The organism is Paraburkholderia sp. BL23I1N1 (genome assembly GCF_003610295.1).
GTDB lineage: Bacteria > Pseudomonadota > Gammaproteobacteria > Burkholderiales > Burkholderiaceae > Paraburkholderia.
This window is the reverse complement of record NZ_RAPV01000003.1, coordinates 228,201-245,958: the sequence shown is the minus strand read 5'-3', so window position 1 is coordinate 245,958 and position 17,758 is coordinate 228,201. Positions and strand designations below refer to the sequence as shown.

Here is a 17,758-nt window from a genome sequence, read left to right as displayed (position 1 = left end):
TTGGACGAAGGCAACGTCGGCGGTGGGTTGGGGTACCGCCTACTTTCGGTCATGCATGGTGGTATCACGCGGCGCAGGGTGAAGCCGATCCAGTCTTGCCAGTAGTGCCGAACCCTGTTCCACAACGCGACGAGGCACATCAGGAAGCGCCAGTACCGTGCGAATGCGCGTTCGCCAATATTCCACGTGCATCACGGCACTTGAATGTTCTGTCCGGTGGCTGACACCTAGGTGTTCCAACTGGGAAATCACGGCCTCGATATGATCCAATTCCTGCTGCGCATGGTCGTGCCGAGACATAGCTACCTCGCCCAGAAGGCTCATCTTCTCGCTTCATCGCCCGCCACATTGTCAATGTCGGGTCCGGGTCCAGTGGGACCAGTCGTGGTGGTCCAGGTTCCGGAGGAGCTGTCGTCGACGGTGCTCGCGCCGATAGTGGCCGGCCACGAGCACTGATGCGATCATCAGCACAATCGAACCCATCACAATGCCTACCCACGAGTCGCTCATTTGGCTCTCCTGCGCGGTTGCCGTTACCGACCCAGGCGATCCACCGGAGCCCGTCCATCCGGGCCGCAGGCTTCCATCGCCATCCCTGTTGTGCAGTGAACCGGCTGCATGCCAGCTCACCTCCGCCGCCCGGCTGCAAGCCTGGTTGTTTCACTGCAGGTGCTGGCCGCCATTGATCGCGATGTTGGCGCCGGTCACGAAAGCCGCCTCACGGGAGCACAGGTACAGAACCAGCGCGGCCACTTCGTCCGGCTGCCCGAGGCGGCCGACCGGAATCTGCGGAATGATCCTGCTGTCCAGAATGTCCTGTGGCACTGCTGTGACCATCTTCGTGGCGATATAGCCGGGCGAGATCGTGTTGACCGTGACGCCTTTCTTCGCCACTTCGAGCGCCAGTGACTTCGTGAAGCCGTGCATGCCCGCTTTGGCGGCCGCATAGTTCGTCTGACCGAAACCGCCCTTGCTGCCAATGATCGACGACACGTTGATGATGCGACCCCAGCCCCGTTCAACCATGCTGTCGCACCACGGCTTCGTCATGTTGAACACCGAGTCGAGATTGGTGCGGATCACCGCATCCCAATTGACTTTGTCGAGTTTCCTGAAGCCCGCATCCCGTGTGATGCCGGCGTTATTGATCAGGATGTCGACTGGGCCGACTTCCGCCTTGATCCGCTCGGCGCATAGCTGACACGAATCGTAGTCGGCGACATCGACGGCATACGCGCGGAACTGCCGCCCGTCGGCTTCCATGCGGGCCAGCCAGCTGTCCGCACCGGTATTCTGCGGCGAGCAGGTGACCAGGACTGCATAGCCGGCGTCGTGCAGTCTGATGCTGATCGCTTCACCGAGTCCGCCCATTCCGCCTGTGACCAAGGCAACCTGTTTCGTCATCTCACCTGTCTCCAGTAAAAGGAGGCGATCCTCGCTCACGCGGAACGGCGATGCTCGCCTGATGGCCGTCCAGATGCGTCAACATCAACAGGATTCCTTTGTATGACGCAACTGATTGGACTGACTGACGCGGGCGCCGGGCCCGCTTCGGGCACTATCGCCTGGTGCCCGCCGACGCTTGCTCGGCAGTGCGCTGGGCAGTCTTTGACGCAGCGGTCGCGACGGCGTCAAAGCTGCTTCCGGCGACCTGCACCGCCTGCTGACTGGTTTTCTGCAGGGATTCGACCAGCGCATGGGTGGCGCCCATCGCCGACTTCCATCCGGCGATGGCGGCTTCGGAACCCGCCGGTGCGCTCCTGGCAACTTCCTCGACGAGCGTTTGCACCCGGCGGTTGTACGCTTCGTATTGCGTCTGCGCGACCTGCGCGAATTTGCCCTGGGTGGCTGACATGATCTCGAACAGCTGACGGCTGTATGACTGCATTTTTTCCGCCGTCGGCGCAACGAGAGCGGCTTGCAGCGCGAGCCACTCCTGCGGATCCTTGACGGAGAACGCTTTCAGCGCGTTCTGCTGGGTTTCGGCCAGCGTCGACTGGATCGTTTTCAGATTCAGTTCGGCCAGCTTTTCAATCCCCTCGACTACCTTGGTGGCGAGCCCGTAAGCGGTATCAAGGTTGGCCTTCTGGGATGCTGCAATCTGCTCCGGGGTCGATAGGTTCATCGCGAAACTCCTGAGGCGACCTGGCACCTTTCCGATCAATCGGATAGCAATGAGGTGCGCGGCGGTCATGTGGACGGACTGGCGGAAAACACGAGCGCAACGCGGACTGCGCATTGCACGCGCCAGGACATTTAATAGTAGTACTTATCGAACTATTGAGGACCCGCTTATTCCGATGATAAGGAACTGCATTGCTTGCCCCGTGGAGTTGGGCGCTGGATTTTATAGGGCGGACAATGATCCGCTAACGAAAGTCATTAGCCGAACCGCGTGACAGCTTTGAGTATGGAAACGCCGTCGCTGGTTATCTGGGGGCGTTGCTGGCCGGATGGAAGTGTTTCCAGTGCGACGAGTTGGTGTTCGAGCAAAATATCCAGCTCCGCACGATCCAGCCCGAGTTGATCGGGCGCGTCCTTGATCAGCATCAGGGTTGCGAACTCATGGGGGCTCAGCATCTTTGTCTCCTGTTGATAGGTGTCAATTTGCCGGAAAGCTCAACCGTTCTCGCGCGACGACTAGAACCGTGTCTCGCGAAATGCGACTTTCACGCATGATTCACGCTAACCGGATGCCGACCGCGCCCGGGAGATCATCTTACTGTGTCCCCATCGACACGATCAATATGTGGGATTTAACATTTTTCTTACAATTGCATTCGGACTGTGGGCCGCCACCTGCACGTGTGTGGGCGTGCGCCCCCGCCGGTAAAGGCGTTTGAAGATTTTCAGACGTATGGTTCGACGGCTTGTCGTGAGGTCGTTCAAGAGGGTAAACGACAACTCAGCTTGCCTGACAATAGTAGGTGCCCCGAATCTGAAGTGCAACGTGTTTCCCGCATAACGTACGTCCGTGTCGAGGCGCTTCCGCATTTCGTGGGGCAGTTGCTGCAGCGCCTCAGGCGTCACCAGTCGCCTGTCTGGAGCATCCAGGCTAACGTCGTGATTGAGACCGGAGGCATGCGCGGATAGGCTCGATCGACAAACCCGGCGTCGACTGCCAGCGTCCCATGTTGTGCCGAAAGCCGCCATCCATTGGCTCAAGCTTAATGGCGCTTGTGGGTCGAAATGAGCCCGACGTATCAGGCAGCACCCGGCCAATTTCTGCCACTCGCCAGAGCCATGCAACGGTCACTCGAACGGCTGGTCAGCTCCGAAAACCCGCCGATGCTCGATGCGCGCATGTCGGCCGAAGCAGGCTCCCTCAGGGAGCCCGCGTGCTTCATAAATTGAGGGGCCGGCTCACGTCTGGTTGCCCCACAGATCTTCAATCGCGCGGATCGCTAGCAAATATCCGTTCGCTCCTGCCCCGCAGATCACCGCGGTGGCCGCCACCGAGATCGTCGAGTGACGATATTCTTCCGAACGCTTGTGGATATTGGTGATATGCAATTCCACTACCGGCCGTTGAATGAGCTTGACCGCGTCGAGCACCGGAATGCGACCGAACGAAAAGCCGGCCGGATTGATGATCAGCGCGGCGTCCTGCAGGAACGCTTCCTGGATCCATTCGATCAGTTCGCTTTCGCTGTTGGTCTGACGGAAGACGCAGTCGAACTTGAGCGCGTCGGCGAGTGTCAGGCAGTTCTGTTCGATGTCCTTCAGCGTGGTGCTGCCGTAGATGTGAGGCTCCCTTACGCCCAGCATGTTCAGATTGGAGCCATTGAGGATGTAGAGTTTTCGGGTCATGGTTTCAATGTGTAGAGGAGGGTTCCAGGGCGGTGCCTTTGGTTTCCCGGGATACCGCGATCATGAGGAAGGAGACCAGATTCAGCGAGCCACATACAGCTACGATGGCCCACGGGGAACCGTGAAAGGCATTGAGCAGCGCCACAGCGACAATCGGCATTGGGCCGCCTGTGAGCAGGTTCGCTCCTGAGTACGACAGTGCAGAGCCTGTGTAGCGTGCCTCGGTTGGAAAGGACTCCGCGAACCATACCGGCTGGATACCACTTTGAAATTGTGTGAAGCCGAGGAACGCGCCCATCACGGCCATTGTCATCGCAATCGAGTTTTGGTTGAGAACCGGAAAATAGACCAGGCAGCAGATTAGCGTGCAGAACGAGCCGATCATCAGCGCACGTTTGCGTCCAATCCGATCGCTCAGATAGCCGCCCGCCAGCGCGCCCACGATGGCGCAGACATTGGCGATCATCAACACCATGAAACCGGTCTGCCTGGGCACGCCGAGGTGCTTGGTCAGATAGCTGAGAGAGAAAACCACGATCAGATAAAACAGCGCAGCCGGCCCGCAAAAGAACAACGTCAGGCGAAGCGTGGTGCGCCAGTGGTACTTGAACACAATCCCGAGCGGATTGGCTGCGCGTGCGCCCGCGCCACTCTTTTTGAGTGCCTCGAAGGCCGGTGTCTCGCTAACCTTCCTGCGGATGTAGATGCCCAGTAACACAAGGACAAAGCTTGCGAGGAACGGGATTCGCCATCCCCAGGAATCAAAGTCGTTCGACGAAAGCAGGGAGGCCAGCGTAAAGAGCGCGAAATTGGCGAGGATCTGGCTGAGCGGCGAGCAGATGCCGAGCAGGCCCGAATACCAACCACGTCGCGCTGCTGACGCATGCTCCACCGCCATCAGTTGCGCGCCGGTCGATTCCCCACCAAGGGCGAAACCCTGGACGATCCGCAATGTAACCAGCAGTGTCGGCGCCAGGATGCCAACCTGGTGATAGGTGGGCAGCAATCCCATCAGGAACGATGACGCGCCCATCACCGAGACAGTGATTAGCATCAGTTTTCGGCGTCCCCAACGGTCGCCGAGCATCCCGCAGATCACGGCCCCCAGCGGACGTGCGGCGAGCCCGGCCCAAAAACTCGCCAGCGAAGCGAGCAGCGCGGCGGTTGGGTCGAGGGACGGGAAAAACAGCTTCGGAAAGATCGTGGCCGCGACCACGCCATACAACGCGAAGTCGAACCATTCGAGCGCTGTACCGACGGTTGCGCCGGCCACCGCGCGACGCGCCATCAAGTGGGCCTGCGCGGACTGTTCTCCCGCGGCGAGGTCTGAATCAGCAAAAAATGACATGTTGTCTCCTGAATTCTCGATATGTTGAAACGTTCGTTTCTGGCGACGAACAAATGCTATTGTTTGCGCTGCAAAGGAGGGGCGTTCCGCACCGGAACTGCGTTTCACATCGTAGGATATGGCGAGAAATGTCGCTCAAAAACGGCCTGAGAATTCTCGATTTGCTGGCGTCGCAAGGCGAAGGCGCAGGCCTCGTGGCCATTGCCGACGCATTGTCTCTGCCGCGCAGCACGTGCCACCGCCTGCTCACCGAACTCGTTGAAGGCGGGTATGTCAGGCAACTGGTCGATCACAGTCGCTACATTCTGACAATGCGCATGACGTCGAACGGGCTCGAATTCCTGAGCCTGACGGGCATCGCAGATATTGCGCAGCCAATCATCGAACGCGTCGCCGCGCAGACCGGTGAACTGGCGCGGCTGTCACTGGTGGACGGCGAGGCAATTATCTGGGTGGGTAAGGCGGACGGACAGCGCATCGGCTTTCGCTACGATCCCGACATGGGCCAGGCAGCACGACTTTCATGCACGTCGACCGGACACGCGTGGCTCATGACGATGACCGACGAACAGGCGATCGCACTCGTTTTGAAGCAGGGCTTCGGAATGCCGAATGAGTTCGGACCCAATGCGCCGACGACGATCAAAGCACTGCTGGGTTTCCTGCACGCTGCGCGCGTGCGTGGTTACGCGATGATCGACGAGGTGTTTGCTCCGCGCATGTCAGCGGTGGCGGCGCCCGTGGTAAGTGGCTCGCGCTGCGTCGGCGTTATCAGTTTGGCCGGTCCGCGCGTGCGGCTGACCGCCGAGAAGATTCACGAGTATTCGGTACTGCTGCGCGAGGCGGCGAATGAGCTTGCCCAATTGAGCAATATGGCGGGATTCCCCGGTCGGCCCCCACTCGGCAAGGGATGAGGGGAAACCGGACTAATACCCCGCGGCAGGTGAACTTGGTTTGATTCGGCCGATGACACCCCGAGTGACTAACAGAAGTGAATGACCGCTGTAACTCGGAAGCTGTCGAATTGGTAGTGCTGGGTCCAACGTCGGCTCAGGGTCGACCTGAGCCGGCCGTCGTCGGGCTCTGGGCGGCCATTACCCGACAGGCGAGGGACGAGGCGGAACGGCTGCTCTCCCGCAAAAATCCGATGATAGAAGCGTCGAGCGTGACGTTGTTGGAAGCGGCCCATCCTGCCGGATGGGCCAAAATGTCCAGATCAATCCGAGCACCACTATCGCCGTGAGCCACGCGAATAATTCTGTGCGATCGCGGCGCATCCGGCATTTCATCTGGATGGAATTGCTTCCGGAATGTCGCTCCGGGATGATGGCGTCTCGTTCTGCGTTTCATCGCCGCTGCCGTCGCGCTCGCAGATCCATCCGAACGCCCATTGTTGGGCAACTTCGATCGCTTCTTCCTCCGTATCGAAGTACGAAAGATCACGCTCGATGTGCATTTCACCATCAACTTCTTCGTCAGCTGAAACGCGGACCAGGCGCGCGTGTGCGAAGAATTTCCCAAGGGAGAAGTCGGGAGTCGCGTCGATGATCCACCCACGGTACCCGCATTTCATGATTACCTCCGATACTCAGGCTAATCGGGATTCGAAAAGGCAAAGCATGGATTCGCCGGTCGTAATCGCCAAACCTCCTTCCCCTGTCAAAAGCTCGTGGACGTCCGTGCCCGCGGTAGCTGGGCAGACGTTCACCCTGGAGTACCGATTCAGTTATAGACCTTGCGCGGCCCGACTGTGATTCCTGCTGTCTACGAAAACAAAAAATAGCCTTTCAGGCCGGGCGCCGAACCGAGCGATCCCCAGCGCCCTTCAACCCTGCAGCGCAACATTGCCATCGTGATAGTCAGCGCGGCGGAAATCTCTCGCGGCATTGATCATGCTGGGCGACAGGTGTAGAAACTGGACAAGGTGCCGGGGAGATTGAAAATGGACGTACTCGAGATGGCGCGCGATTCAGGATTCTCGGTACTGCTGGATGGCAGGATCGGGCACGATGAATACACCAGCGTTTCCGGCACGAAGGAGGCATTGCAACGGTTTGCAGAGGCGGTCCGGATGACGGTGTTGCAGGAGCGCAATCGACATACCAGATTTCGGCCTGCCTGCATATCGACAGGTCACTGGTAGCCGAGACGCACGTATGCAGGCATTGAATAACTATCGTGACAATTCACTCTGGTCCTGGCCACCTCGTCGTGTAGCCGCAGCGGCAACATGTTGCCGCTGGAACGTGTCGCGAACAGCGTGCAGCTCATTTCTCACGGCCAGCACATTGACGAAAATTCTACTCATTGTTGTTATTGCCGCTTCGTGTAGCGGATGCTCGCGCAAGGACGACAGCGGAATCACTTTTCCGGGCGGACACAACAGCAATGGCAACGGTGCATCATCGCCGAGGGCGGGCATGAGTTCCTGAGTTCTTCTGGCGAGTCCGGCGCGCGAGACGCCTGTCAGATGACGGAATACAGGAGGAAACAATCATGAGGCCGATTGACCGGGAGCAGCGAATCGAAGCGATCGAACTGGGATTGGCAGGGGTATTCACCTCACCAAAGGCACCGTCGGTGAAATGTTATGAGGAAGGATCCCACGTGCAGTTTCAGCTATCCTGGGTTGTCGAGTCAGAACGCGATACGTCACTGGATTCGCGCTGCGTCATCGCGATCAGATTTGCGGAACCACAAATTGATCGCTACGCCGCGATGAACACCGCCCAACGCAGGGCGATCCGGAATCGGCTGGGGACTTTCGTCCGGCAACGCTTTGACGAACAGTACAAGCGACCGCCAGTAGAAGGCGACTGCTCGATCGAGCTGGACGTCGACGACGCGCTTCTGGATACACAGGACAATGGGAGTTCTTACCCCTGAGGCAACCCTTATGGGTAAAAATACGCATCGAGCGCCCACGGTAACGCGATCAGACGATCGACCATAGCTGCGAGTGTATGGGGTGACACGGCCGCGAACGTAATGGTCATTTCTTCGTAGCCGTGACGGCGATCGACGCGGACCCGAACGTGGTCCGCATGGTGTGCCTCGCAACCGAGAACCTGCCAGGCAGCAACAACCCTCAGGTCCCCTGCCTTTGCACGCACGGTGAGCCGGTAACGATCGCATTGGACCGGTGCGCGGTCCCGGTCTGACATCACCTGCATGATGGGATCGTTCGGTGACACCTCAATTTGGCCGTCGGTCGATTGCATTCTGGACTCCGGAAGACCAGTCCTGCGGGACAGGGGCCAGAGCCGATTGGTCACTCGCCGGACGTCCGCTGCATGACTATCGTTATAGTCCGCGAGATTATCGAAGGTTAGGGTCGCATGTGGAAATCGGCGACATTCTGTACCTCGGCTCCCCAGTCGTTCGCCAATACGACAGCACGCGGTGTCATAGCCATACTGCGTTGGCTCCGGCGAAGAAAAGGTAACTCCCGCGATGTTGTCGGCTCGATCCCGTAGCTGCTGATAGAAGAAACATCTAGGCAGCGTCTTTTTACGCGGCGTTGCAATTTGTGCAAAACACTACGGACCGTGTGAGAACCGCACGATCGCGACGCATTTTGGGGCATGTTTATTGCGTCACCGTATACTCTGCGCCTTGCGTTATCAAGCAGCGGGCACCGTCAATGAAAACATGCATTTGAAATGTTGGCGTACCGCCGCGCGCCTCGCCGGATCCACGCTCGCTTGCCACCAAAGGAGCCGGACGGCGACCGGGGCGAACCATACGGGAGAATTTGCGATGAACTCGAATTTCAGGAACGTCATGATAATCACGGCAATCGCGATGTTGACGATGGGCGCAGCAGGCTGCAAGCGCGCCGACAACAGCGGCGGCTCAGGAGCTGATGCTGGCAGCACGGGCGCAATGAGCGCACCGTCAGCCGCGAGCGGCGGAGCCGCTGCGGGAGGCATGAGCGGAGCCGCGTCCGGCGCGAGCCAGTAGTCCCAGCGCAGCGTCCCCGGCTGCCTGAGACCGACCAAAAGAAGCGGATCGCGTACTGTCGGTCGCAACCTTGCAAGGTTCAGGCTGCCTATGCCGACCGCATGGGTCAGAATCGGCAGAGGGTGTGTCAAAACTCGAAATTGCCTGGTTTTCGGGTGTCGCTTTACCTCTCCCCAAGTGCCGCGAAGCCGATACAGAGCATTCTGGTGGGTCGACTTTCGCGCCCAATTCCCCGGAGGGAGGGCGGTGTCCATTCCATCTCGGCCGGTTGCACTCACAAAGCTACGACGCCGCAAAGCTGCCGTAGGCGCAGTGAATGCTTTTGAATGTCGGCTATGGTAGTTGCGGCTGAACGCGTACAGTCGGCCACAAACGGTCCTTCACGGTCGCACTGCCAACGACCGTTGAGTGATGGCGAGCGGCCATGCGAACCAATGTCGCTTGCCATTTGTCCCGTTCGTTTCTCGGGTGCTCCATGTGCAGCGGCACTGGCTCTTGATAGTCATTCACGCCGACGACGGTCATTCCCGTGTCATTTTTACAAGCTGCACCAACAGGATCACAGCGTGTGACTCCGGCCCTGAAAATGTGATTACCGACACTGGTGAGGGCATTCACGCCCAGGCGCACAAAAAAACGTCTTACTGCGTCCTCCCTACGCGTCGCAGCGGGCGTTCTCGCCTGGCACGGCAAATGCGAAAGCCGTGTATGTCGGAGAATTGATCATGCAGGTTTCGGATCCGGTTCGCCCTGGGCTCCGGCCCCGGACAGCACGTCGCATCCCCCTCAGTGGCGCGAAACTGCGCGTGCTCGTCGTCGACGACAACCAGAACGCTGCTCACGCACTGGCGGCCTTCCTTTCACTGGAGGACATGGAGTGTTGCACCGCGTGTGGCGGAAGGGAAGCGATTGCGATCGGGATTGCATGGGTGCCGCATCTCGTGCTGATGGACATCTCCATGCCGGAATGTCGCGGCTTCGAAGCCGCCCGCGCGCTGCGCGACGACCCGCGTACCTGCGGTATTGCAATCATCGCCCGTACCATGATGGACGAAACGGAGGTACGCGAGCACCTGACGGACGACAGATTTGACGGTTACGTGCAGAAAACGCAACCACTCAACCAGGTGATTGCACTGCTTGCAACGCTCGCTCAATGATTGCCTGCCGCGGCGGGTGCATGGCCGCCAGTCAGCGCAGCGTCAAGAAACTGGCGGTTGCTGTTCGTCCCCGTGCGTATGCAAAAGCAGAGGAGTTCATGTCGGATACGGTGATTTTGCGATGCGGCCACCACGGCAGACGGGCGCACCTATCGATGACAACGGATCCACGAGTCCGCATTGTTCCGAGCGCGCTCATCTACATCGACGAACAGAGCGCGGGAAGTCCCAACTGCAGGCGTCGCAGTCCTTTCTGTTATGTGGACCAGGCTATCACCCTCAACCGCAGTCTGCTTGCTCTGGGTCTGCCGCAGTTGACGATCGTTACGAACGTTCCCGACGACATCGAGCGTCACCTCATGAACTTCGGCCACGACATGCGTCCCCGGCTCGTGCCGGTCAGCCCGTCAATCACGCTGCCCAAAAGCACGCGTTTCTACAGCGCACATTTCAAGCTTGACCTGCTGGAGCAGGCTGGACGCAGCCTTCCCAAAGACGCGCTCCTGATGCTGCTTGACACCGATATGGTTGCACTGCTGCCATTGGATGTGGACCTGCTGCGACGCTGTCAGGCGACGGGTGTCGGCGCATTCGACATCTCGGACCAGGAGTTTTCTGCGTACGGCAACGCGCGCGTCATGGCCGATCTGGAGACAGTCGCCGGCAGGCGCCTTGCCAACCCGAGATGGTTCGGTGGCGAACTGTTACTGGCTTCAGCCGGCGTCATTGAAGAACTTGTGCCGTGCGCGCGTGAGTGCTTCCATCGATATATCGGGTCCATGCCGGAGCTGAACCATCATGGTGACGAGGTGTTCATGTCCGCCGCACTTAACCTTCTGTGCGAGCGCGGTCACCAGGTTATCGACGTCGGCGCACACCGGCTTGTAGGCCGGCACTGGTCAGGCAACACACACCGGGATCTGCGATGGTTCAGGGGCTGCTCGCTGCTTCATTTGCCAGGCTGCAAGGAACTGCTGGAACGGCAGGCCCGCCGCGACACATTCAGTGCCGCGCGTCTGTGGGATCAGCTTGTGCTGATGCACACGTTTAATCGCTTCGTCTGGCCGCTTCGACAGCGGGTGCACGCGCGTCGACGCGGGCACTATACGCAGGACAGGAAAACCAGGGCCGCGGGCCAGGCGCACTGATTCTCGAGGGGGGCGTACGCGCTGTTGGCCGAGTTGATACCAGTACGGCGAGCGGCCGGCTGGGATCCGGCCATTTCCGGCCCTTCGTCTTCGCGTTGGATCGGCGAGTCGAATGTCGGCTTCCCGCTCAGTCATCTGAGCGTCACAGTCACGGATAAGTCATGCCGAAACGTCGTGAGTTATAAAAATCGTTCGAAAGGAGTCGGGGTTGCCTTCCGCTAGGCGACGCTGCGGGTGAGGTGGACAGAAGGGGACTTCCACCCCCAAGCTGTTGCGCATGCTCGGCGCACCAAAAAGAGCCGCGGACGATGCCGCGGCGAACAAACACACACGCCGAACGCTGGGAAAGCTGACGTGTTTCCGCATCCTATCCAGGCTTGGCGCGGATGAAAATCGGGTATTTTGTATGATGATTTTCCGTATTTCCGCCGATGCTTGCAGGACGTCATCTGGCGCGACGCCAAAAGGGTGCGATGGTCGCAAAAAAACCACACGGAACCGCGCGCAAGGCGTAAAAGATCAGTATCGGATTGGCACTGACGACCATCCAGCGATGTGAAATCATCTACCAGCCTGGCTGAACCGACTCTCCGGCTTCGGTTCCCCCGTTGTCCGTCGCAGCCCAACCAAAGTGGGCCTTACGTCCCTCACGCCAATGACCCAACGCCCACCTCACGAAGATGAGGGACAGTTCGCCCTGTGGCGTCTGAAGAGTCCCACCAGTGCCGTCGATTCTCAAAGCATGGTCGTGGCCCATGCCGAAGTTTCGGTCGGGGAATCCATGGCGTTGCTGCTCAGGTTGAAAGGTTTTGTGGCCGTCGCCACGTCGACCATGGAAAATCTGGAACTGATGCTTGAGCATTGGAAGCCGCGCGTGTTGCTGATCGACACGCGCCTGTGTCATGCCGACGACTTCCGGTTCGTCCGGCAGGCAGCCGGCGACGCCGCCTTCGATGGTGTCCTGATTGTCGCAATGACTAACATCTTCCCCGAAGAGACAGCGCGCGATATCCGGCAGATTGGCTTTGACGGCCTATGTCGCAAGCCGTGTCCAGTCTGGAAACTTGCGGAAGCGCTTTAGGGCTATCTTCGCCCGTTGCTGGATCACCACTAACCTAGCCACATCAAGTCGCTCGTCCAAGCTCGCGGCTTTGACCAATGATCCATTGAGCGGAATTTAGCGCGAATGGCCGCTGTCGTTAAGAGGTCGACCTTGACGCGGCCTTGGTTGAACGGCAACAACGGGTCGAGGCCGTGTGACAATGCACGCCACATGCGGCTTCCTCAAAAATCGCCCCTTCAAATCGCGCTGTGCTGGCTTGGCAGCATCTCGGGAAGGGTAAAACGACACCCGAAAACCGAGTACTTTCGCGTTTTCACACGACCTCGGTCGCGAGCGGTCCGTCCATGCTGGTGAGTTGTGCGTAGCCGAGTTTGCCGAGCGGTTAGTGTGAGTGGTCAATGTCGGTAACACGTTGATCGTAATTGAAAGCTGGCGGCCTGCAAAGCCGTTTAGGGCGGTTGCCTCACCTGACCATCGCGCCGACAAAGTGACTTTGAACGGCTCAGGTCGACCCTGAGCCGACCTTCGGCCTTCTCAAGAGCGGCCGTTGGGAGACGCATCGATCTTTAACATAGGCCGGTATGTGGGCGCAGCCGTTTTGATGGAATCTCCCTCGACTAAAGGTATTTGAATTTTGTGATCTGTACTTTGCTATTGAATCGGGCAGCCTTGAACTGGACTGGCTCCGTCGTGTTTCCTGTGGTTCGCTCCATAATCCACGGAATCGGTCGATACGCCATCTTTCGGCCGTTGATAACCAAATCCAGTATCTCGTATTCCTCCACATAGACACGCGTCAAATAGCGTCCACGAGTTTGCCACTCCCAATGAGCGGGCACGATCCGTTTTGCTAAGACCTTGGCAATTCCGGTCTGGGTCTTCACACCAGCGAAGTTGACAATCTCGAACAACCCTTTGGCAATACAGGCGAGAATTACCGCGTAGAAGAAGAAAAGCACGCCTGCGGCACCGAGCTGACCGCGATTCAGTAACGTGAATGGCAGCGACACAACGTTATGCAAAGACACTCTTGATCTCCGGCTGGGATGAAGAACGGTGTAACGCGCCAAGTGACGCTTACACGAAAGGATGTCGATTGTCCCTCGGACCTCGCGGAATTGTCAGCATTCCCGCCTCACATGTCGAGCGTCCGTTCCTGGCCGAAAGTGGCCAGCGCTGATTGGAGCGGCATGCCCACGACAGTTCGCTCTCAACCTTCTGAGGTCTTCGCGGCTCGAACGAAGCGCCTGCGTGTTTGTCAGCCGTTACAAACGGTACCATGCATGCGACATGCGATTCAGTTTGAATGCATTTTTAAAAGTACCCACTCATTATTTGTGATAGGTCACCACGTACCAATTCGTCCAAGGACCTGACTCCCCTACGCGCCATGTCGCAGTACCTGATGGAATTGGAAAACGAACATGCATGTCTCTACTTTTATCGTACAAAAGCAATTCATCGCTGGTACGGCCTGACTCTTCGAAAGTAAATGATGGATCGGTCCTTGGGGGAGAAATCTCATTCCACGTGTTCGCTCCTGTTCTAACAAAGATGTCACCGTTACCAGCCGAGAATGCATTATGAGGTATGCTAGGAATCGGACCCTCTCCGATTGTTTTTATATATGCATACGCGCCGATTCCAAGAACAGTTGTTACAAGAGCCAAGATAAAAAGTCGATCAATTATTCGTCGAATAATATCGGCCCCGAGGACATCGGTTAATTGGGGAAATATATCTTTTGCGATAACCTGGCGAAATATAAAAAACACGACAGCCGCTAGAAAACCTCCCAGCGCGAGCGGTGTCGATACTGAAGTCGCAATATCGAAAATGCTGTCCATGACTATTTTCTCTCCGATGCTTCCACTCAGGACTTCAACTATCGATGACAGGCCGAGCGTTGTGGCTATCTCCACGGTACCGTTGCAGCCTCTAAAGTGTTATCCCGAACGCAGTTATATGTGCGCTATCGCACGCACGTCGCTTACGAGCAGGCGCGCATCAGCTATGCGATGGATGTCCTATACGCCACGCCCTAGCAAGCCAGTGAAGCGTTACGTCGAGCGACGGGTGACTGGCCCGAAGCGCGAACTCTAATTAAGGCACGCTAGCGCGCATGGCTCCGTGATTGAATGACTAGTCAAGGAACCTTCCAAAAATTTGCTCCCACTGTAATTGCTTAGAGCGGCTCTCTGCTCTTTCCGATGTCAGCTTTCGGGTGAAAAAGGGACTACGGAATGTCCTCCAGGCTGGACCCGCAACGTCCGCAGATGGCCGAAGAACGAAACCGCTCGCGCGGTAGGGGCTCCGGCCCGTCGCTGTTGGTCAGGGCAAGGCCGGTCGCGCGGTTTATGTTGGCGAATGAGGCAATCCGCCTCGTTCTCCAGCAGGAGCCGAACCATGCTGCCACTGCGCGAGCCGATATATAACGAGCTTGGACATTATTGGTGTCTCTTGCGGGATGGTTGTTGCTCAATTCGGGACCACTGGGCCCGTCGCAGTCGATAGCGAATAAGGCGCTGAAGGCCCGAGCGCAATTGCATCTGGGATCCAGAAACAAAAGTGGTAGATCGCTACGGCCACAGCTCAGATCTTCCCTGCAATTTGGTCGATCGCACAAGGCCCTATCTGACAGTTCGTTAACCCGTAAGAACCCGTGGTAGCGGAAAGTACGATGCGGAATTTGATCTTCTCGAATAGGACGGATCTGTTCGGTGTCGAACATTCAAATAATTCGAGACCTTGCGCGAGGCGAGCGAACGCCTAGACTCAGTTGTCGATGCGTTTGCAGGCCGGGCTTGGATGCGAATTGCCGAGTCCGCTGGTCAGTCAAAGCGCATATCAAGAACGGACAGTCTTGTCGCTTGAGTATTGAATACAAATGGAGCAGGCGATGCGCAAATTCAGTGAATTCGGAGCGTCTGTTGCCTTGGCGATCGTTATCGGTTCGATTGCGGCGGCAGGTACGTTTGTATGGTTAATCTCCGATACGAACGTTCCAGACTCGGTGAGACTACCCGTTTTATCGATTGGCGGAGTCACGGTACTGCTGATAGTCTTGACCTGTGTAGCGACGATATTCCAGTATTTCGGCCTAACTGATAAGGATCAGGCGTTAGCATTGCCGGGGGGATCGATCAGAGCGGTAATCGCACTTTCTTTGGTTGTTTTGTTTGCGGCATTGACGGTATTTCTATATCAAGGAATCTCGGTTGGAGGGCCACGCAACCGAATTGAAAACGTATCCCAAGCAGATCGAGATAAATTCATGGAGAGTCACGCAAGCGCGCCGGATCTGCAGATTATCCAAAATCCCGGAAGAGGCTCCGGTGGCGCTTCCGACCCAACTGCCAGCTACACCATTACCTATCGAAATCCTAATCCGCAGGAAGTTACCGATTTTGCGAACCAGTTATTGGTGACCTCGGGCACCCTGATGAGCGCGGTGACCAGCTTCTACCTCGGGGCGAGGACTGCAACCTCAGCGGCGGCAGGCGGAGTCGCCGCTGCAGTAGGTGCAGCGGCAGGGGAGCCGCTGGCGTGACTGGAGTACCGGAAGCCCTACAGGGCGCTGCTCAGGGTGCTGTGCCGGGTGCTGAAAAGTGACAAATCCATTGAGTTCAATGGTGCAGTTCTGTTTTCCACTAAGTAACAATTAAATCCGTGTAGCTTTTCGAGGAGAAGGCCGGCCGGCGCGGGCATATAAACAGCTTGCGGTTTTCCGGTGCATAGGAAAACGAGTTGGTCGCGATGCCAAAGTGTACTTGGGTCCCGCGAATATATTGTTTTACGCGCACTCGCTTTCACAGCATTTCACCGAAAGATCGCTCCAACTAACCTCAAGGAGTATTTGTTGTGAAAAGAAATCTCGTACTGGTATTGATTTTTGCACCGTGGATATGTGCGTGCTCAAATCTCGCTAGCGTTCGGACTTTCGCTTCAGCTACTTCGACCGTAACGAACTCCACTTCCCTGTTACTCAATGACGATCAAGGTACATGCTCCCGGCGCATGGCCGCCGAAATTGAGTTTTATCGTGTCGCAAAAATGGATGCGGCGGCCTCAGAGGCGGAAGCGTCGCAAACGGACTGCTCTGTAGCCGAAGCTCAAACAAAGCGGATATTGGCATACAACAGCGTCCTCGAAAACTACGCGTCAGCTTTGAGTGCAATATCTCAAGATAACTATGTGACTGTAAACGGAGAAGTTAAAGATGTAGATGGCATTCTATCCAGCCTCAACTCAGCGAAGTTAACTGCAGTAACCGCTGATCAAAAGAGCGCGGTCGAAGCAATCGTTGGTTTTGTTGGCACAGCTGCACTTGAGGTGTACAGGCACGCTAAGATCGCGGACGCCCTATCACCCCAAAACGTAAAGGCCGCAAAAGAGATTTCAGCGGCCATTCGTTCCGCGGTGCATGACTATGATGCGCAGCTGGCGCAAGAGGGCAAAGCATATGATGTCGCAATTACTGCCGTGAGCGTCGTCGCATCAAATGAGAGGCTCGCAGTACAAGAATACTTACTGCGTATGACTGATATTCAATCATCGCTGTCCCAGCGCCGACAAGCGGTTGATGCATATAACAAAGCGCTAGCTTCAATGGGTACTGCATTGGATGCGGCCGCAGCAGATGTCGTCAACCCATCATTTCACGAGATAAGCGACTCAGTTGTCTCTTATGCAAAACAGGCGTATGCGGTACAAGTCAGCTTTAGAAAGGCATTTATTAACTAACGTTGTGAGGCAAACATGTCTGATCCCGCGCAGGAAGCTGCCGCAATCCAGAATCTAGTTGACGAGATAAATTCGATTGAACAAAATCTGAGATCATACCTCAAAACACCTGCCGGACAGGCCGATTCTAACTTCAAGCAACTAGTCCAATACGACTTCGAACTTATTAATTACGTTTCAAATCTGGAGGGCCAGCTAATCGTTATTGCCGGTAACGAGGCCGATCAGGCAGTAGCCGAAATTAATTCGAGCATTCAGGAGTTGAAAGATGCGGTGGCAACTGCCAGCCAAATTCAGAATGCCGTAGACGTGGTGGCTTCGATTGTTGCACTAGTAGCAGCGATAAGTACAGGCAACCCGGCCTCTATCATTCAGGCGGGGGTATCGTTGAAAAACAGCCTAGATGTCTAATCGGCTAGCGGATGTTACTGATCGGCAAGTGGACTATGCCACTCGCCGATCAGGTTTTCAAGAATCGTTTAATTTGACAGAAATCCCTATTCGTTGGGCTTACAGCCGCACA

The 17,758-nt window shown here is 57.0% G+C and carries 20 protein-coding genes; 10 read left to right on the top strand and 10 right to left on the bottom strand.

The features are described from left to right. Positions 1 to 261: 261 nt before the first annotated feature. Entirely contained in the window at positions 262 to 456 is a 195-nt protein-coding gene (locus B0G76_RS43220) for a hypothetical protein (protein WP_183081997.1), read from the top strand. Between the two features lie 204 nt (positions 457 to 660). On the opposite strand, the gene phbB is transcribed toward B0G76_RS43220, so the two are convergent. From phbB to B0G76_RS40285, 5 genes are all read right to left on the bottom strand, one after another. Next, complete coding sequence (phbB, locus tag B0G76_RS40305; RefSeq protein ID WP_120290720.1) at positions 661 to 1,404, bottom strand: acetoacetyl-CoA reductase; 744 nt, start codon at positions 1,402 to 1,404, stop codon at positions 661 to 663. Between the two features lie 154 nt (positions 1,405 to 1,558). Beyond that, entirely contained in the window at positions 1,559 to 2,125 is a 567-nt protein-coding gene (gene phaP / locus B0G76_RS40300; RefSeq protein WP_120298439.1) for a TIGR01841 family phasin, read from the bottom strand. 257 nt (positions 2,126 to 2,382) lie between these two features. Then, complete coding sequence (locus tag B0G76_RS40295) at positions 2,383 to 2,580, bottom strand: hypothetical protein (protein ID WP_090812124.1); 198 nt, start codon at positions 2,578 to 2,580, stop codon at positions 2,383 to 2,385. Positions 2,581 to 3,363: 783 nt separating this feature from the next. Beyond that, the gene (locus B0G76_RS40290) at positions 3,364 to 3,810 is read right to left on the bottom strand and encodes a type II 3-dehydroquinate dehydratase (RefSeq protein WP_120298286.1); all 447 of its coding nucleotides are present in this window, start codon (positions 3,808 to 3,810) and stop codon (positions 3,364 to 3,366) included. 4 nt (positions 3,811 to 3,814) lie between these two features. Further along, positions 3,815 to 5,098, bottom strand: coding sequence for an MFS transporter (locus tag B0G76_RS40285; protein WP_120298438.1), 1,284 nt, complete (start codon positions 5,096 to 5,098; stop codon positions 3,815 to 3,817). A 188-nt stretch (positions 5,099 to 5,286) separates the two neighbouring features. Here B0G76_RS40285 and B0G76_RS40280 point away from each other — a divergent pair, with 188 nt between their 5' ends. Beyond that, a complete protein-coding gene (locus tag B0G76_RS40280) occupies positions 5,287 to 6,072 on the top strand; it encodes an IclR family transcriptional regulator (protein WP_120298285.1) in 786 nt (261 codons plus the stop codon). Positions 6,073 to 6,443: 371 nt separating this feature from the next. On the opposite strand, the gene B0G76_RS40275 is transcribed toward B0G76_RS40280, so the two are convergent. Further along, positions 6,444 to 6,731 (bottom strand): hypothetical protein, encoded by a 288-nt coding sequence (locus tag B0G76_RS40275; RefSeq protein WP_183082322.1) that lies wholly within the window; start codon positions 6,729 to 6,731, stop codon positions 6,444 to 6,446. 369 nt (positions 6,732 to 7,100) lie between these two features. Between B0G76_RS40275 and B0G76_RS40270 the strand changes: the two genes are divergently transcribed. Next, on the top strand, positions 7,101 to 7,301 hold the full coding sequence (locus tag B0G76_RS40270) for a hypothetical protein (protein ID WP_120298284.1): 201 nt from the start codon (positions 7,101 to 7,103) through the stop codon (positions 7,299 to 7,301). 353 nt (positions 7,302 to 7,654) lie between these two features. Then, entirely contained in the window at positions 7,655 to 8,044 is a 390-nt protein-coding gene (locus B0G76_RS40265; RefSeq protein ID WP_120298283.1) for a DUF3022 domain-containing protein, read from the top strand. A gap of 8 nt (positions 8,045 to 8,052) precedes the next feature. Here the strand turns inward: B0G76_RS40265 and B0G76_RS40260 are convergent, their stop codons facing one another. Together B0G76_RS40260 and B0G76_RS42670 are read right to left on the bottom strand one after the other, a co-directional pair. Next, complete coding sequence (locus tag B0G76_RS40260) at positions 8,053 to 8,379, bottom strand: hypothetical protein (RefSeq protein ID WP_120298282.1); 327 nt, start codon at positions 8,377 to 8,379, stop codon at positions 8,053 to 8,055. A 402-nt stretch (positions 8,380 to 8,781) separates the two neighbouring features. Then, positions 8,782 to 9,375 (bottom strand): hypothetical protein, encoded by a 594-nt coding sequence (locus B0G76_RS42670; protein WP_147394157.1) that lies wholly within the window; start codon positions 9,373 to 9,375, stop codon positions 8,782 to 8,784. A 471-nt stretch (positions 9,376 to 9,846) separates the two neighbouring features. Between B0G76_RS42670 and B0G76_RS40250 the strand changes: the two genes are divergently transcribed. From B0G76_RS40250 to B0G76_RS40240, 3 genes are all read left to right on the top strand, one after another. Further along, a complete protein-coding gene (locus tag B0G76_RS40250; protein ID WP_120298280.1) occupies positions 9,847 to 10,281 on the top strand; it encodes a response regulator in 435 nt (144 codons plus the stop codon). A 155-nt stretch (positions 10,282 to 10,436) separates the two neighbouring features. Further along, positions 10,437 to 11,429, top strand: coding sequence for a response regulator receiver protein (locus tag B0G76_RS40245; protein WP_147394156.1), 993 nt, complete (start codon positions 10,437 to 10,439; stop codon positions 11,427 to 11,429). A 655-nt stretch (positions 11,430 to 12,084) separates the two neighbouring features. Beyond that, on the top strand, positions 12,085 to 12,510 hold the full coding sequence (locus B0G76_RS40240; protein WP_120298278.1) for a response regulator: 426 nt from the start codon (positions 12,085 to 12,087) through the stop codon (positions 12,508 to 12,510). Between the two features lie 599 nt (positions 12,511 to 13,109). On the opposite strand, the gene B0G76_RS40235 is transcribed toward B0G76_RS40240, so the two are convergent. Both B0G76_RS40235 and B0G76_RS42665 read right to left on the bottom strand, forming a co-directional pair. Continuing rightward, positions 13,110 to 13,520 (bottom strand): hypothetical protein, encoded by a 411-nt coding sequence (locus tag B0G76_RS40235; protein WP_147394155.1) that lies wholly within the window; start codon positions 13,518 to 13,520, stop codon positions 13,110 to 13,112. A 303-nt stretch (positions 13,521 to 13,823) separates the two neighbouring features. Next, positions 13,824 to 14,339 carry a hypothetical protein gene (locus B0G76_RS42665; RefSeq protein WP_147394154.1) on the bottom strand — a complete coding sequence of 172 codons (516 nt, stop codon included), beginning with the start codon at positions 14,337 to 14,339 and terminating at the stop codon, positions 13,824 to 13,826. 1,052 nt (positions 14,340 to 15,391) lie between these two features. Between B0G76_RS42665 and B0G76_RS40225 the strand changes: the two genes are divergently transcribed. The 3 genes from B0G76_RS40225 to B0G76_RS40215 all read left to right on the top strand — a co-directional run bounded on the left by B0G76_RS40225 (position 15,392) and on the right by B0G76_RS40215 (position 17,646). Beyond that, positions 15,392 to 16,042 carry a hypothetical protein gene (locus B0G76_RS40225; protein WP_147394153.1) on the top strand — a complete coding sequence of 217 codons (651 nt, stop codon included), beginning with the start codon at positions 15,392 to 15,394 and terminating at the stop codon, positions 16,040 to 16,042. A gap of 467 nt (positions 16,043 to 16,509) precedes the next feature. After that, positions 16,510 to 17,235 carry a hypothetical protein gene (locus B0G76_RS40220; protein ID WP_120298274.1) on the top strand — a complete coding sequence of 242 codons (726 nt, stop codon included), beginning with the start codon at positions 16,510 to 16,512 and terminating at the stop codon, positions 17,233 to 17,235. Positions 17,236 to 17,250: 15 nt separating this feature from the next. Further along, positions 17,251 to 17,646: a hypothetical protein gene (locus tag B0G76_RS40215; protein ID WP_120298273.1), complete on the top strand. Its 396-nt coding sequence runs from the start codon at positions 17,251 to 17,253 to the stop codon at positions 17,644 to 17,646. Positions 17,647 to 17,758 lie beyond the last annotated feature (112 nt).